The sequence below is a fragment of the Flavobacterium sp. genome (assembly GCF_035456225.1).
GTDB lineage: Bacteria > Bacteroidota > Bacteroidia > Flavobacteriales > Flavobacteriaceae > Flavobacterium.
The window spans coordinates 1-16,512 of record NZ_DATIDM010000068.1 but is presented as its reverse complement, the minus strand read 5'-3'; the positions used below and the strand labels follow the sequence as shown (position 1 = coordinate 16,512).

The following is a 16,512-nucleotide window of genomic DNA, read 5'->3' as shown; positions in this document are numbered from 1 at the left end:
AAACTGATTTTCGAAAGCAAAATAAACAAAGAAAACCTGCGTATCGTAAAATATGGCGAAGCCAATCTGGCAATGCTTAACGAACAATTCACCTATCGCGCCATTGAAAACGGTGTAGAACAAAGACCTATTTTAGTTGGTTCCGCCAATCCGAATTACACGCCGCTGGATCAGATGTCGCCTTACCTGGAAAAAGCCGTTTTGACCAACGAGGATCCTTCATTCCGCCGTCACCACGGATTTATCAACGAAGCCTTCAAACAATCGATTGCAAAAAATATCCGTACCAAGAAATTTTCACGTGGCGCAAGTACCATCAGTATGCAGTTGGTGAAAAACGTATTCCTGACTAGAGAAAAAACGCTTTCCCGTAAACTGGAAGAAATCCTCTTGGTGTATATTTTGGAGAACAACCGAATCGCTTCTAAATCACGAATGCTGGAAGTATATTTCAACGTGATCGAATGGGGCCCGAATGTCTATGGCATAGCCGAGGCGGCACAATTCTATTTCCAGAAAAGACCTAGTGACTTAACGCTGAACGAGTGTTTGTACCTGGCTTCCATCGTGCCAAAACCAAAGAAATTCATGTGGCAGTTTGATGATGAAGGCAATCAGAAATCCTACGCACAGAAAAACCAGAACTACATTAAAAACCTGATGCTGCGCCGTGCGTTGATTACTTCGGAAGATACTATCGGGCAATCGATGCCTATCTACATTTCCGGTCCTGCCCGCTCATTTTTAAAGATAAAAGCGGTTCAGGATTCTATTCCGGCCGAGCCTACTTTGGCAGATGAGTTTGATTTTTAAGGGAAGGGTACTTAAGTATTGAGAGGTTAAGGTTTTAAAAACACCATATTAATCATAAATCCGGGACAATCAGTAAAATCCGTATCATCCGCGTGCCATAACATCATCAGTCCTATTTAAAATTCCTCAGAAACTCATCTTTATATGTGGGCGATATTTCAATTTCGGCTCCGTCATTCAGCATGATGTAACCGCCTTTGTTGTATGATTTCACAAAGTTGATGTTAATGATGTGCGATTTGTGTACCCGCAGAAACGGAAACGGCAGGATCTCCGAAAAATGTTTCAGGAAACGGCAGACCATTTTTTTGCTTCCGTCGGCCAAATGCAAATCCGTAAAATTACCGTTGCCCCGTAAACGAACGATGTCTTCCATTTTCACCACTTCAAAACCTTCCAAAGTCGGCAGAATGACCTGCTTTTTCTCTGGCTGCGTTTCCCGGAAATTCTCCACGATGATTTTGTTCCGATTAAAAAGTTCGTTGTTCAAAATATGCTGTTGCACTTTGTTGACCGCAACAATCAATTCTTCAATGCTGATGGGTTTCAGCAGATAATACGCCGCACTTTGATTAAGGGCTTTCAGGGAATATTCCGAAAAGGCGGTTACGAAAATCGTTTCAAATTGCAAATCTTTACAGGCTTCCAACACGTCAAAGGCATTTCCGAAAGGCATTTCCACATCCAAAAACACCAGCTGCGGAGTCACTTCGTGCAACAATGGTACCGCTTCTTTGATGTTTTGTGCTTCGCCAATCACTTCCACCTGCGGACAATACTTGTTCAGGTAGTTTTTGAGCACTTCACGCGCTGCGGATTCGTCTTCAACAATTACGGCTCTTATTTTGGAAATTGTCATCATACTTTATACTTTATCAAGCAAAGGAAAGGTCAGCGTTACCAAAGTTCCGGTTGTACCGCTGTTTTTTTCGATAATGGAAAAATCGATATTCGTTTTATACAATTCGTTCAACAGACTGATGCGCTCTTTGGTATTGGTCATACCTCGCGATTGATGCACTTTCTGGTTGCGGGTTTTCAGCGCGGCACTTTCGGACAGGCCAATACCGTTATCATCCACTATTACCGAAACTTTTCCGCGGTTCAATTCGAATTTCAACAGTAGTAACCCTTTGGTTTCCCGATAGCGCAAGCCGTGCCAAATGGCGTTTTCCAAATGGGGTTGAATGAGCATGTTGGGCACCAAAGTCGTTTCGGTATCCAAAGCATCGTCCACCACAATCTGATACTCGAATTTATCCTGAAAACGCAGGTGTTCCAAATCCAGATATTTTTTCAATTGTTCTATTTCGTTGCCCAAACCGATAAAATCCTTGTTGGAATTCTCCATCATATTGCGCATCAGATGGGAATACGAAGTCAGGTACTTGTTGGCTTCCAATTCTTTGTTCTGCGAAATGAACTGGTTCACACTGTTCAGGCTGTTGAAGATAAAATGCGGATTCATTTCCCGACGCAACGACTGCAAGGCAATTTCCTTATTCTTGGTTTTGATGGAAAACAACGCTTTCACAATCAATCCTACCAACAACAACAACAGTAACACCGAACCCATTAATACATAGTTGAAGGTATTTTTCTTGGAGATCAGTTCATCTTTCAAAGCTTTTTCTTTCTCAAGCTGACGGATTTTCTCCTCGGTCACCTGAAAGGTTTTTTCATCAATCAGGGAACTGTCGTTTTGGATGAGCTGGTCGAAATGCTGAAGGAAATCTTCGTACAACAAGATACTTTCTTTGTCCTTCCCATTCGCTTTATAATAGTGCAGCAGCTGAAGCAAACTCGTTTTTACCTCATCCGTTTTTCCTTGTTGTATAGCAAGCTGATAGGCCTGTTTCAAAGAAAGAATAGCTTTTTCCGGTTCACTTTTCTTAAAATAGATTGTTGCCAGCTCCTGCAGTTGTCTGATTTGCGTATCAAAATCATTTTTAGCCAAAGCTTCCTTCAGTAATTTCTCGTTGATGGCAATGGCTTTGTCAAACTGGTTGTCCGAGGCATATACTTTGGCAATCTCGTTTTTCAGTTTTACGACTTCTTCCGGTTTGTCTTTAGAATAAGAAATCGCCTTTTCATAGCTTTCGATGGCCACTTCCCTGTTTTTTTGCTGCAGACTTGCCTCTGCTTGCTGCACATAAGCATCGACCACCTCCTCTTTTTTGTCACCCTTTTCCAAAAGTACCGCGTTAGATTTGGAGTAGTTCATTTGAGCCGCCGGATTATTCGCATTGCGTAATCGGTTCGCATCATTCATGTTAACCTGTTCGTAACTCTTATTCGGTGCCGCTGCTCCTGCTGCTTCATAACTTTGAATCGCCGAACTGATTTTATTTTGGGATTCCTGCACCTTGGCCAAGTTTCGGGCTACACGGGTTTTATCGCTTTTGCGGTCGAGTTTGGTATAAGTGGACAATGCTTTTTTTAAGTATTCCTCGGCTTTGGCATTGTCGCCTTTTTCTATGAATCCGTCAGCAAGTTTCTCATAATTTTTGGCAATATTAACTTCATCATTGGCATCCAACGACTCTTTCAGATCATCCGCTGCCCTACTGATTTTATAAGAAGCCGCTTTTTTAGTTTTTGCCGCCGGAGGCTGAATAGTGTCCTGCGCGGAAGCCTCATAAGTGAAGTTCAGCAATAAAAAAAGCAATGTAAAAAAGGCCGGTTTCCGTAACATAATTATGGCTTTCTATGTAAATGTAAAGTAAATATTTTAAAAACGCTTCCGCAAGGCATTTCACCAAGTCAAAAACCGATTTCACCCATTCTGCAAAAAACGAGCGCTTTCTCGGGATAATTTTGGGATAGAATCATAAACCAAAAATCATGAAAACGGAAAATTTAATCGCAGTCTTGAGTGCTTCAGTTTTGATTACCGGAGCGGCTCTCAGTTCCAAACTTGCCATCGAAGAACAACCAGAGGTACGATATGAATCGCCAATCAAAACAAAAAAACCGGTTATCGAAGAAAAACCCTGTGTGTTCATGTCGGTGATGGGCGAACAATCCGTAACCGATTATGCGAAGTTCAAAAATGATTCCAAAACAAGTTCCACCATCGATAGAGGCGAAAAATGGTTAACCGATGCTCAAAACAAAGACGGAGGTTGGGGCGCCGGTTCGCACAGCAATCAGGGTGAGATGAATCCGCACGCCGTAAGTTCCGATCCGGCTACGACGGCTATGGCCTCCATGGCATTGTACCGAATAGGGTATTCGATTGAAAAAGGAAAATACAAACAACAGCTGAAAGATGCTCTTGAGTTTTTATTGTCCGAAGTGGAGAAAAACAAAAATAACGAATACATTACCCAAGTTCGCGGCACGCAAATCCAAACCAAACTCGGACAAAACATTGACGCGGCTTTAACCCTACAATTCTTAAATCAGGTTGTTCCGACTTTAACCGATGGCCATCTGAAAAAAAGAGTCGAAAACGCGATTCAGATTTGCGTGGACAAAGTCGAAAAATCGTATGATGCAAGCGGAAAAGTTTCCGGAGCGGGATGGGCAGGCGTATTGCAATCGTCCTTTGCCAATGCCGGGCTGGAACAAGCTTCAAAAAACAAGAACATCAAAGTAAATAAAGATAAAATCGAAGCCGCCCGAAACTATCAGAAAGGTAATTACGATGCGGACAACAACACTGCAAAAACGGAAGACGGTGCCGGTGTCATGTTGTATGCAGTGAGCAGTTCGGTACGAGGCAGTGCTTCGGAAGCCAAAGAAGCCGAAGAAGTTTTCGAAAAAGCCAAAGCCGATGGAAAAATCAGTCAGCGTGCCGAAATGAACCGGGATAACCTGGAAAAAATCGGCGTGACAAGAGAAAAAGCTGCTTCCTATGATGTGGCCACTAAAGTATACAAAGCCGCTAAAGTGCAGGCTATGGACAACAACGTGATGAACGGCTTCGGCAACAACGGCGGAGAGGAATTCATGAGTTTCCTGCAAACCGGTGAATCGTTAGTGGTTAAGAAAGACAACGACTGGAAACACTGGTACGATAACGTGAGCGGAAAAATCATCAAAATCCAGAACGAAAACGGCAGCTGGAACGGACATCACTGCATCACCAGCCCGGTATTCTGCACCGCCACCTGTCTGCTGATCCTTACCATCGAAAACGATATCAAAACATTACAACAATAACCGAAAAAACACAAATACCATGAGAGCAAGATTTATAACTTCCGCCCTTTTTGCAACCGCCTTATCTTTTGCAAATTGCACCAACGCCAACAGCTACACTAAAAAAGAAGACGCTAAAATATCATACAGTATAGAAAAACCTGTCAAAAAGGAAAATACCAAAATTCAGGTTGCCATTTTACTGGATACATCGAATAGCATGGATGGGCTTATTGAACAGGCAAAATCACGTTTGTGGAATATCGTCAATACATTAACCACTTTGAAATACCACGGCAAGACTCCGGATATTGAAATCGGATTGTACGAATACGGGAATGACGGACTATCTCCCCAATCGAATTACATCCGTCAGGTGGCACCACTAACCACTGATCTGGACCTGATTTCGGAAAAACTGTTCTCCCTTCGCACCAACGGAGGCTCGGAATACTGTGGTGCCGTGATTACCGATGCGACCAAACAATTAAATTGGGGCAAGGACAAATCCGATATGAAATTGATATACATTGCCGGAAACGAAGCGTTCAACCAAGGTGGTGTTAATTACAGGGAAGCTATCAGCGATGCGTTGCACAGCGACATTTATGTGAATACGATTTTCTGCGGAAATCAGGAAGAAGGCATTCGTACTTTCTGGAAAGACGGAGCCGATGCCGGAAAAGGTAAATACTTCAACATCGATTCCAATCGCGCCGTTTTGTATATCGCCACGCCTTATGATGTGAGAATTTCCGAATGCAATGCCAAAATCAACGAAACCTACATCAGCTACGGATCCAAAGGCGCTGAAAAGAAACGAAATCAGGAAATGCAGGACAGTAATGCAAAAGGAGTTTCCTCTGCTAACTACGCAGAGCGTGCCGTAAGTAAATCGAAAGCCGCCTATAAAAACCACAGTTGGGATTTGGTGGACAAAGTAAAAGACGATGAAAAGGCGATTGACAAACTCAAAAAAGAAGAATTGCCGAAGGAATTACAAAACAAATCGGCGGCAGAAATTAAAGTTTATGTCGATAAAAAAGCAAAAGAGCGTGAAGTTATTCAAAAAGAAATCGGCGAATTGGCAGAAAAACGTCAGGCTTACATTGATGCTGAAATGAAGAAAAGTAATGCCCAAGACGATTTAGGCGGAGCTATTAACAGTTCGGTGATTGCTTTTGCCAAAACCAAAGGTTATTCGGTAGAAAAATAAGCGCTAATTTTCTTAATAAAAAATCCCGGTCATATATCGGGATTTTTTTATAAATTTATGGAAATCAAACTATTAAAATATGAGAGCAGTATTCCTATTAATTGCAGTAGTCTTTATCCAATGCACACAGCATTCCCAAACTCCTCCCGCTGTTATAGGCCTACAAAGTTTTGCGACAGGATTTTCCTCTCCTGTGGAAATTGCACATTGCAGCGACAGCAGGCTCTTTATAGTGGAGCAGGACGGTCTTATCAAAATCCTAAATGCTAACGGAACAACCAATCCGACTCCATTTTTAAACCTTTCCTCCCTGACAAATGCCAGTGGTGAACAGGGTCTACTCGGATTAGCATTTCATCCCAATTACGCTTCCAATGGTTATTTTTATGTGAATTACACCAGAGTCAGTGACGGAGCAACAGTTATAGCCAGATATTCGGTAAGTTCCGGCAATCCCAATGTTGCCAATCCTACGGGAACGATTCTATTAACCATTCCTCAACCCTATGCCAATCACAACGGCGGTACGTTAAAATTTGGTCCCGACGGTTTCTTATACATTGGCATGGGAGACGGTGGCAGCGGAGGAGATCCTGGAAACCGGGCACAAAACATTAATGAACTGCTGGGAAAAATGCTCCGAATCGATGTCAATTCCGGTTCACCTTATGGAATCCCTTCTGGTAATCCGTATATGGGTGTGGCCGGAGCTGATGAAATCTGGGCCATCGGATTGCGGAATCCTTGGAAATTCAGCTTCGACAGGCAAAACGGTGATTTATGGATTGCCGATGTGGGTCAGAATCAATACGAAGAAATCAACCGCGCAGGAAGTACGCAAGCTGGCCTTAATTATGGCTGGCGTTGTTACGAAGCCAATACCGCTTACAATACGTCCGGCTGTCCCCCACAAAGTTCCATGAAAACACCTTTGGCCGTAACAACTCATTCTTCAGGTGCGTGTTCCATAACCGGAGGCTATGTCTACAGAGGAGCTGCCTACCCAAATTTTCAGGGCAAGTATTTCTTTTCCGATTATTGTCTGGCCAAAATAGGCATGGTAGACAGTGCAGGCAATGTGTCCTTCTCCCAAACCTTCAGTGGTAACAGTTTTGTGACTTTTGGAGAAGATATGAATGGTGAAATGTATGTTGCCTCCATTAATAACGGCGTCATCTACAAATTAATCGACAGTTCTTTGGGCGTTGTCAAATCAGCCAAAAAAAAAATTAAAATTTACCCAAACCCTGCAAAATCAGAATTCTTCATCCAAACTGATGATGAAGGCGTTTTCGCCACGGGCATAACCCTATTTGACAGCACGGGTAAAAAACTGCTTTCGGAAAAAACGGAGAACGAACCGATAAACTCCGTAAATATCGGAAACATTTCATCGGGCTGGTATGTTTTGGAAATAAAGAACAATCTCGGGCAGATTTACCGAGAAAAACTAATGGTGACCAATAACTTTTAAGTCAGGAAACGCCATTAGTTCTACATTAGCTTCTTAAGGCGCCGGATTAGGTATTTTTTCCTGGATTTTATCGATTTCAGCTAAAACTGCATCGGTTAAAACCACATCGAAAGCGTTGATGTTTTCTTCCAATTGACTTAAGGTTGTCGCTCCGATTATAGTCGACGTGACAAACTTTTGATGATGTACGAAAGCCATACCCATTTCGGTTAAAGTCAGACCATTGTCGTGCGCTAAATCCTGGTACAATTTAGTCGCTTTGTAGCAATTTTCGTTGGTATAACGTGTAAACTGCGGGAATAGACCCAAGCGGGAATTCGGAACAATACCATTCAAATGTTTTCCGGTAATAAATCCGAAGCCCAATGGTGAATACGCTAACAAACCTACATTCTCGCGGATACAGATTTCGGACAGGCCTACTTCAAACAAACGGTTAAGCAAGGAATACGGATTCTGGATCGTGGCGATTCTCGGTAGACCGTGTTTCTCACTTTCGTTTAAGAACTTCATCACGCCCCACGGATTTTCATTGGAAACTCCGATGTGCTTTATTTTCCCTTCCTTGATCAGACCATCAAAAACCGTTAATACTTCGAACATGTTTTCTTCCCATTGGTTATCAATTTGGGACACACCTCTTTTCCCGAACATGTTCATCACGCGTTCCGGCCAGTGCATCTGATACAAATCGATGTAATCTGTCTGCAGATTTTTCAGACTCAAATCAACCGCTTCATGCAAACTTTTCTTTGAAAAATCCAATGGCTGACGAATGTATCCCATTCCGCGGTTCGGACCGGCGATTTTAGTGGCTACTACCATTTTTTCCCTTTCCGATTTTCCGATTTTGTTGATCCAGGTTCCGATAAAACGCTCGGTGCTCCCGAAAATATGCTCGTTTCCGCCGATAGGGTACATTTCCGCTGTATCGATGAAGTTGATTCCGCGTTCTACGGCGTAGTCCAATTGCGAATGGGCTTCGGCTTCGGTGTTTTGGTTACCGAAAGTCATCGTTCCCAAACATATTTCACTGACTTTTAAATCGGTAGTAGGTAAAGTGATGTAGTTCATATTTTGAGTTGCAAAGTTGCAAAGATACAAAGTTGCCGAGTCTATCGAAATAAAAAAGGTTCAGAAATAAACTCTGAACCTTTGAAACTTTGTTACTTTGAAACTTTCTTAAATATCGTTCAACATTTTAGTGATTTCATCCAATTTTGGCGTCAAGATGATTTCGATACGACGGTTTTTCGCTTTACCTTCAGCTGTTTCGTTGCTCATTAAAGGCGAATATTCCCCGCGTCCTGCAGCCGTTAAATTTTCCTTTCTCACCAAAGCGTTTGACGTTAGGATGTTCACAATGGCAGTAGCACGTTTTGTAGAAAGATCCCAATTGTTTTCCACGCCGCCACCAATGGTTCCGGTAATTTTATCATTATCGGTATGTCCTTCGATTAAAACGGAAATGTCCGGATTATCGCCCAAAACTTTTCCAACTAAATCCACTGCTTTCTTTCCTTCAGGATTTACTACCCAGCTTCCGGATTCGAAAAGCAATTTGTTTTCCATCGAAACATATACTTTTCCGTCTTTTTGCTGTACAGTCAAACCTTTTCCTTCAAAGGCACGTAACGATTTTGAAAGGGTTTCTTTCAGCTTGTTCATAGCCGCTTCTTTAGCTGCAATCATGCTTTCCAGTTCGTTTACACGATCGGAACGATCTTTCAGGTCTTTGTTTAATTTGTCAAGACGGTTTCTTTCTGCCGCCAATGCTTTTTCTTTTGCTTCCAGCTGTGCTAACAAATCACGGTTTTTGTCCATGTTGCTTTTCAGTGCTTCATCGCTGTTTTTTTCCAAAGCGTTGTAGGAAGACTGTAATGTTTTCAGATTATTGCTTGCTGCAGCATAATCCGAAGCCAGTTTATCCCTTTCGGCTTTCAACTTATCCAATTCCGCCTGTAAAGTGGATTTTTCGTTCTCTAATTGGCTTTTTGCCGTACCCAATGCGGTATTATCATCAGCCAATTGACGGTTTTCTTTCTTCAAGTCGGCGTATTTGGTTTCCAAATCGGTATACATCTTTTTAGAAACGCAAGAAGTCGTTAATGCTAACGCCAAAATTCCTGCAGACACATGTTTTATCATATTCTCGTGGTATTTATTATTATTCAATTTCTACTAGTACTGGGCAATGGTCGGAGTGTTTGGCTTCCGGTAAAATCACGGCTCGTTTCAACCTGTTTTTCATCGGTTCGCTCACCAGATTGTAATCAATCCTCCAACCCTTGTTGTTATTTCTGGCATTAGCGCGATAGCTCCACCAACTGTAATTATGAGGCTCCTTGTTAAAATGACGGAAACTGTCAACAAAACCGCTCTTCATGAAATTATCCAGCCAAGCGCGTTCTTCCGGTAAAAATCCGGATACTTTTGCATTGCGGATCGGGTCATGAATGTCGATTGCTTCATGACAGATATTGTAATCGCCACCGATAATCAGGTTCGGAATCTCTTTCTTCAGATTGTTGATATATGCCTGAAAATCGTCCATATACTGAAACTTGTGATCCAGGCGGTCAATGTTTGTCCCTGAAGGCAAATACAGACTCATCACTGAAAAATCATCAAAATCAATTCGCAGATTACGGCCTTCTTTATCCATATAATCAATCCCGGTTCCAAACACCACATTTTTAGGCTGCACTTTTGACAGAATTGCTACGCCGCTATATCCTTTCTTTTCGGCCGGAAACCAATAATGATATGGGTAACCGGAAAGTTCGAAATCCAACGTGGGAATCTGTTCGGGAGTCGCTTTAATTTCCTGCAGGCAAATCACGTCAGGATTAGCACTTTTCAGCCATTCAATAAAGCCTTTTGTGATTGCCGCCCGTATTCCGTTGACATTATAAGATATAATCTTCATTTTGGGATAATCTTTTTTTTCAAATGTATAGAAAAAACAATCAAATTTGAAACACAAACCCCAATTACTTATAAACACCTAAATAACAATCAGATAGCAATTTAAAACACCAGGAAATAACAAGAAAGGCATTGGATTTTATATTTATAGCACGTAAACATTTTAACGATTAGACTATTATTGCTACCTTTGTTTTTCGCTCAAAAACCAAAACTAAATGGGTTTAGTTAACGCTAAAGAAGTAGCAAAGGCTATAAATGCTGATAAATACGGCTTTCTGGGAACCTTTTCAGGCTGGTTACTGATGAAGGCTCTTAAGATTTCCACACTTAACAAAATATACAACAGGAACAAGCATTTGAAAGATCTTGAGTTCCTGAATGCCATATTGGATGAATTCCAGATTAAATTTGAAATCCCCGAAGAAGACTTAAAACGATTACCTAAAGACGGTGCTTACATAACGGTTTCAAACCATCCGTTGGGCGGTATTGACGGAATTTTGCTTTTGAAATTAATGTTGGAAAGAGAACCTAATTTTAAAATCATAGCTAATTTTCTTTTGCATCGTATCGAACCGATGAAGCCGTACATCATGCCGGTGAATCCGTTCGAGAATCACAAGGATGCCAAATCAAGTGTTATCGGAATCAAAGAAACACTTCGCCATTTAAGCGACGGAAAACCGTTGGGAATGTTTCCTGCCGGAGAAGTTTCTACCTACAAAGACGGCCAATTAGTGGTTGACAAACCGTGGGAAGAAGGCGCCATCAAAGTAATCCGAAAAGCACAAGTCCCTGTAGTCCCGATTTATTTCCACGCCAAAAACAGCAGATTGTTTTACATGCTTTCCAAAATTAATGACACCCTGCGCACGGCTAAACTTCCATCGGAATTACTGACACAAAAGGACCGCATAATCAAGGTACGAATCGGAAAGCCCATATCGGTAGCCGAGCAAAACGAATACGAATCACTGGATGCTTATTCTGATTTTCTGCGCCGTAAAACCTATATGCTGGCCAATGCTTTCGAAACAGAAAGTAAGCTGCTTTCGGCACCAAGTTTAAAATTACCGAAAAGCCCAAAGCAGATTGTCACGCCTGCCAATCAAGATCAGATCATACAGGAAATAACCGAACTCAGAAAAGGAGATTACCGTTTTCTGCAAAGTAAGAATTATGAAGTTTTCTTTGTCACGGCAGACAAAATCCCGAATATCCTTCATGAGATAGGTCGTCTGCGCGAAATTACATTCCGTGAAGTGGGAGAAGGAACCAACGAAGCCATCGACCTAGATCAATACGACAACTATTACCACCATATGTTTTTATGGGATGATGACACGCAGCAAATAGCCGGAGCTTATCGCATGGGATTAGGGTCGCAAATTTTTGCCAAATACGGCATTAACGGTTTTTACCTTCAGGAATTATTCCGCTTTGAACCGGAATTATTTGATATGATGAGTAAATCTATTGAAATGGGACGTGCCTTCATCATTAAGGAATACCAGCAGAAACCAATGCCTTTATTTTTACTTTGGAAGGGAATCGTTCACACCACTTTACATTATCCGGAGCACAAATTCCTTATTGGAGGAGTGAGTATCAGTAATCAGTTCTCGGAATTTTCGAAATCTTTGATGATCGAGTTCATGAAATCCAATTATTACGATCCTTATATTGCCCAATATGTGCATCCTAAAAAGGAATACAAAGTAAAATTAAAAGATGCCGACAAAGACTTTATTTTTGATGAAGCCGAGCACGATTTAAACAAATTCGACAAAATTATTGACGAACTGGAACCGGGAAGTCTGCGTTTGCCGGTACTAATTAAGAAATACATTAAACAAAATGCCCGTGTGGTTGCTTTTAACGTTGACCCACTGTTCAATAATGCTGTCGACGGATTGATGTACATCCGCATCGCCGACATACCGGAAAGCACCATGAAACCTGTAATGGAAGAATTTCAGGCGGAATTGGAGCGAAAGCTTTCAGAAAAAGGAGAGAATATCTAACCAATTTATAACCAAAACCAAAAACTTTTAAATTATGGCATCAGTTTTACTTTTTATCGTGTTGTTTTTTTTAGCCTTTATGGTATTCATGATCGCTTGTCAGTGGAAAATCTTCACAAAAGCCGGAAAACCGGGATGGGCGTGTTTGATTCCGATTTACAGCGGAATCGTTATGCTTGAAATAGTAAGAAAACCAACATGGTGGATTTTCCTTTTACTAATCCCTTTCGTAAACATTTTCTTTGCGATTATTGCACTTAACGAATTATCCAAATCATTTGGCAAAAGTTCAGGATTTACTGTTGGACTAATTTTCCTGCCTTTCGTTTTCTATCCAATGTTAGCCTTTGGAGATTCAAAATACATTTATTCCCAAACTGAAGAAATCAGTGAAATTGGAATGACACAAGCATAAAAAAAGGCCCCGAAATATCGGGGCTTTTTTATTACCATAACAATGCTTTTCCCGACAACATCGTATCAGCACCTTCCCCTTTCTGCATAAGCAGGCTGCACTTTTTGTCACACACTGCTCATACACTGGAACGTATTACATGAACTTCAAATCCAAACAAGTGTATTCAACATTAATTTCTTTTTATTCCTTTAGGAAACTGAAATAGTTATATTCTTCCGCATTTAGTATCGTGATAAATTCACAACTAGACAATAATACTAAAATTGTAAAATTTTTCACATAACTTTATTATTTATTCAAACAAACCACCTTATTTCATGTTAATTTCTAACAATTCGGAAAAACATAACAAAATTCATCTATTTTTGGGCTCTTGAAATTATCCCACTACAAATGAGACTATTATTACTGGCTTTATTATTTGGTTTTAACATAGTTAATGCACAATTAAGCAAAAAACACTGGATCCCTCCAATTCATGCGCGCAATGGAGAAAACCACGTTTCGGGACAATTTATTTATCTTTCAACTCCGGAAACTACTCCATTTCAGGTCACCATTACTACAGGAGACGGAACGCCAATTACCGGATCGCCTTTTACCGTCTCAAGCGGAAATCCTGTCCAAGTTTCTGTAGGAGTCGCACAGCCTTCGGTAATGTTCCTCGCTAATGCCGATCTTAATATTGTCAAACAAGACAAAGGACTGATATTAGAAGGCAGTAAGGAATTTTACGCTACATTTAAAGTTCACTCGGAGAATCATGCTGAAATTTTAGTCGGAAAAGGATATCAAGGAATTGGAACTCAATTTCGTCTTGGCAGCTTACCACAGAATCAAGACGGTGATCTTAGAAATTTTTTCACAAGTTTCATGGCTACGGAAGACAATACTACCGTAACCCTTTCCGATTATGATCCTTTAATCCAATTTGCCGCCAATGGCACCACAATTTCCCCGGATTCTCAAACATTTATAGCCAACACAGGTGAAACTGTTACCATTTCCGGCTACACAAATATACCGGCAAACCTAACCGGCTTTATTGGAGCACTACTTACCTCGGACAAGCCCATTGCCGTGAATACGGGAAATGCACTTGCCGGTATGTCCAGCCCTCAAGACGGACAGGATTTCACTTTTGATCAAATAGTGCCGTTAGAAGAAGTTGGCACAGAATACATTGTCGTAAAAGGAAACGGCAGCGACAACGTAGAACATCCTTTAGCCATTGCAACTGAAGACAACACACAGATTTTCATAAACGGTTCCACCACTGCCTACACTACGATTAATGCAGGCGATTACGTATTACTCCCAACTTCAATGTATCAGGGAATACGCAACAAGAATATGTACATTACTTCCTCCAAGCCGATTTATATGTATCAGATTTTGGGCGGATCATTTTCAGATGCCACTTCGGGTTTGAATTTTATTCCTCCGCTGAGTTGTTATTTTCAAAAAACCGTGGATTTGATTCCTAGCATCGATTCCATCGGATTAACAAGTTACAATAGTGAAATCATTATTGTAACCTACGCCGGATCCACAATAAGAATAAACGGAAACTTGGCTACGGCTCTGCCAGAACCGGTACTCGGCAATGCGCAATGGGTAACCTACCGGCTTAGAGGCTATACGCGAAATGTTAAAGTGGAATCGACAGGACCGCTTGCTGTAGGAATATTTGGATCGAGTGGTGCTGTCGGTTTTGCAGCATATTACTCCGGTTTCGGGTCAGAGCCGAGAGATACCGATATAACAGTCTGTTCCAGTTCCCCGACCGATTTACTTCCGAAAATTGAAGGAAATCCGGATCCGGGAGGTGTTTGGACTCCAGCTCTGGCAAGTGGTACAAGTGTTTTTGACCCCGCAGTAGATTTACCGGGGGTCTATAATTACAACTTTACCGGTTTATGCGAAATTGTAAACGTTCAGGTAACCGTAAGCATACAACAAGCTTCGAATCCGGGAAACAACACTCAAAAAACAGTTTGCAAAAACGAACCTACATTTGATTTATTCCCCCTTTTGGGACCTGGAGCAACCACAGGAGGAACTTGGTCTCCAGCATTGGCTTCCGGAACATCGATATTTAATCCTGCCATAGATCCTGCCGGTGTTTACACGTACACACTTGCACCGAACAATGCCTGTACGGAAGTTTCAGCAACTGTTGCCGTAACTGTGAATCCGCTGCCTCTCATTTCTCCTATATCAGATTTTACGGTTTGTGATGACAATGCCGATGGAAATGACACTAACGGATTTGCTATTTTTAATTTCAGCACAAAAACAACCGAGGTTTTAAACGGACAGACAGGTATTCAGGTTTCTTACCACTTGAACCAGACTGATGCCGATAGCGGATCTAATCCTCAAAACACATTATACACCAATGACCGAGTTATGTATGTGCGTCTGACCAATTCACTGACCAACTGTTTTACGGCTTCAACATTCAACTTGGTTGTACAGCCTTTACCGGTAATAAACAGCAGTGTTGTCCTTAAACAGTGTGACGACAATCAGGATGCCATTACAAGTTTTAATTTAACCGAAGTAAATTCATTGATCAATACTGATCCGACCTTACAATTCAGTTACTTTACTTCGAGTGCAAACGCTTCAACAAACACCAATCCTATACCAAATTTCACCAGTTATGTTTCCGGTGCCGGAACTGTTTGGACAAGAGTAAGCAATCCGAATGGCTGCTACCGAATTGTTGCGGTTCCACTGATAGTTTCAGCAACCCAACTAAATTCTTCTATGCTGCAAACGTTGAATGAATGTGACGAATACATCAGCCAAAACGACCCGGAGAATGATGGTTATGACTACTTTAATTTTGACCCGGCCACTGCAGCTATTTTAAATTCGTTTGCCAGCAGCCAAAATCTGACCGTGACGTATTACGAGAATTTAGCCGATGCGTTGGCGGAAGAAAATGCGATTACGGGAACGGCCGCAAGCCCTTACAGAAATACCACTGCCAATGCACAAACCATCTACATTCGTGTGGACAGTTCTCTGAACAATGAATGTGTCGGACTAGGTGCCTTTTTGAATTTAGTAGTAAATCCGATTCCGAAAACAGAATTGGGCAATGATTTCACACTTTGTTTAGACCCTTCTACAGGTTCAGGTTCGCAAAACATTGATGCCACACCTTCAAATACGGGCAGTTTCAATTATGCATGGACACCAGTTAACCCAGACGTTGACAGTAACGGAAACCAAAGCGCTATTTTCAATGTTACCCAATCCGGGACTTATTCCGTGGTGGTGACCGAAACCAATACCGGCTGTACAAATTCAGATACCATCACCATCGACCAGTCATCAGAACCGCTTTCGGTTTCGGCGGTACTTATAACCCCGTTGTTTTCAAGTGGACTGGCAACCATTCAGGCTATCGCCCAGGGAGGATATGGAACTTATGAATATAGTATCGACAGCATCCATTGGCAAAGCAGCAACACAT

General features: G+C 41.6%; 11 protein-coding genes and 1 pseudogene. 7 read left to right on the top strand and 5 right to left on the bottom strand.

The features are described 5' to 3' along the window. Positions 1 to 813, top strand: an 813-nt coding sequence (locus VLB74_RS04015; RefSeq protein WP_325202175.1) for a biosynthetic peptidoglycan transglycosylase, incomplete at its 5' end; no start/stop codon positions are given. Between the two features lie 112 nt (positions 814 to 925). Here the strand turns inward: VLB74_RS04015 and VLB74_RS04010 are convergent. Beyond that, positions 926 to 1,675 (bottom strand): LytR/AlgR family response regulator transcription factor, encoded by a 750-nt coding sequence (locus VLB74_RS04010; RefSeq protein ID WP_325202174.1) that lies wholly within the window; start codon positions 1,673 to 1,675, stop codon positions 926 to 928. A gap of 3 nt (positions 1,676 to 1,678) precedes the next feature. Further along, positions 1,679 to 3,508 (bottom strand): tetratricopeptide repeat-containing sensor histidine kinase, encoded by a 1,830-nt coding sequence (locus tag VLB74_RS04005; protein WP_325202173.1) that lies wholly within the window; start codon positions 3,506 to 3,508, stop codon positions 1,679 to 1,681. Between the two features lie 149 nt (positions 3,509 to 3,657). Between VLB74_RS04005 and VLB74_RS04000 the strand changes: the two genes are divergently transcribed. The 3 genes from VLB74_RS04000 to VLB74_RS03990 all read left to right on the top strand — a co-directional run bounded on the left by VLB74_RS04000 (position 3,658) and on the right by VLB74_RS03990 (position 7,649). Beyond that, positions 3,658 to 4,980 carry a prenyltransferase/squalene oxidase repeat-containing protein gene (locus VLB74_RS04000; RefSeq protein ID WP_325202172.1) on the top strand — a complete coding sequence of 441 codons (1,323 nt, stop codon included), beginning with the start codon at positions 3,658 to 3,660 and terminating at the stop codon, positions 4,978 to 4,980. 19 nt (positions 4,981 to 4,999) lie between these two features. Then, entirely contained in the window at positions 5,000 to 6,175 is a 1,176-nt protein-coding gene (locus VLB74_RS03995) for a vWA domain-containing protein (RefSeq protein ID WP_325202171.1), read from the top strand. A gap of 79 nt (positions 6,176 to 6,254) precedes the next feature. Beyond that, positions 6,255 to 7,649 carry a PQQ-dependent sugar dehydrogenase gene (locus VLB74_RS03990; protein WP_325202170.1) on the top strand — a complete coding sequence of 465 codons (1,395 nt, stop codon included), beginning with the start codon at positions 6,255 to 6,257 and terminating at the stop codon, positions 7,647 to 7,649. Positions 7,650 to 7,682: 33 nt separating this feature from the next. Here VLB74_RS03990 and VLB74_RS03985 read toward each other — a convergent pair whose 3' ends face one another. From VLB74_RS03985 to VLB74_RS03975, 3 genes are all read right to left on the bottom strand, one after another. Continuing rightward, positions 7,683 to 8,723, bottom strand: a complete 1,041-nt coding sequence (locus VLB74_RS03985; RefSeq protein ID WP_325202169.1) for an aldo/keto reductase — start codon at positions 8,721 to 8,723, stop codon at positions 7,683 to 7,685. Positions 8,724 to 8,831: 108 nt separating this feature from the next. Next, positions 8,832 to 9,797, bottom strand: a complete 966-nt coding sequence (locus VLB74_RS03980) for an OmpA family protein (protein ID WP_325202168.1) — start codon at positions 9,795 to 9,797, stop codon at positions 8,832 to 8,834. 19 nt (positions 9,798 to 9,816) lie between these two features. After that, complete coding sequence (locus VLB74_RS03975) at positions 9,817 to 10,578, bottom strand: exodeoxyribonuclease III (RefSeq protein WP_325202167.1); 762 nt, start codon at positions 10,576 to 10,578, stop codon at positions 9,817 to 9,819. A 217-nt stretch (positions 10,579 to 10,795) separates the two neighbouring features. On the opposite strand from VLB74_RS03975, the gene VLB74_RS03970 reads away from it, so the two are divergent. From VLB74_RS03970 to VLB74_RS03960, 3 genes and pseudogenes are all read left to right on the top strand, one after another. Beyond that, a complete protein-coding gene (locus tag VLB74_RS03970) occupies positions 10,796 to 12,604 on the top strand; it encodes a lysophospholipid acyltransferase family protein (protein ID WP_325202166.1) in 1,809 nt (602 codons plus the stop codon). 34 nt (positions 12,605 to 12,638) lie between these two features. Beyond that, positions 12,639 to 13,019 (top strand): DUF5684 domain-containing protein, encoded by a 381-nt coding sequence (locus tag VLB74_RS03965; protein ID WP_325202165.1) that lies wholly within the window; start codon positions 12,639 to 12,641, stop codon positions 13,017 to 13,019. A gap of 396 nt (positions 13,020 to 13,415) precedes the next feature. Then, a pseudogene (locus VLB74_RS03960) lies at positions 13,416 to 16,512 on the top strand (IgGFc-binding protein); the annotation flags it as partial.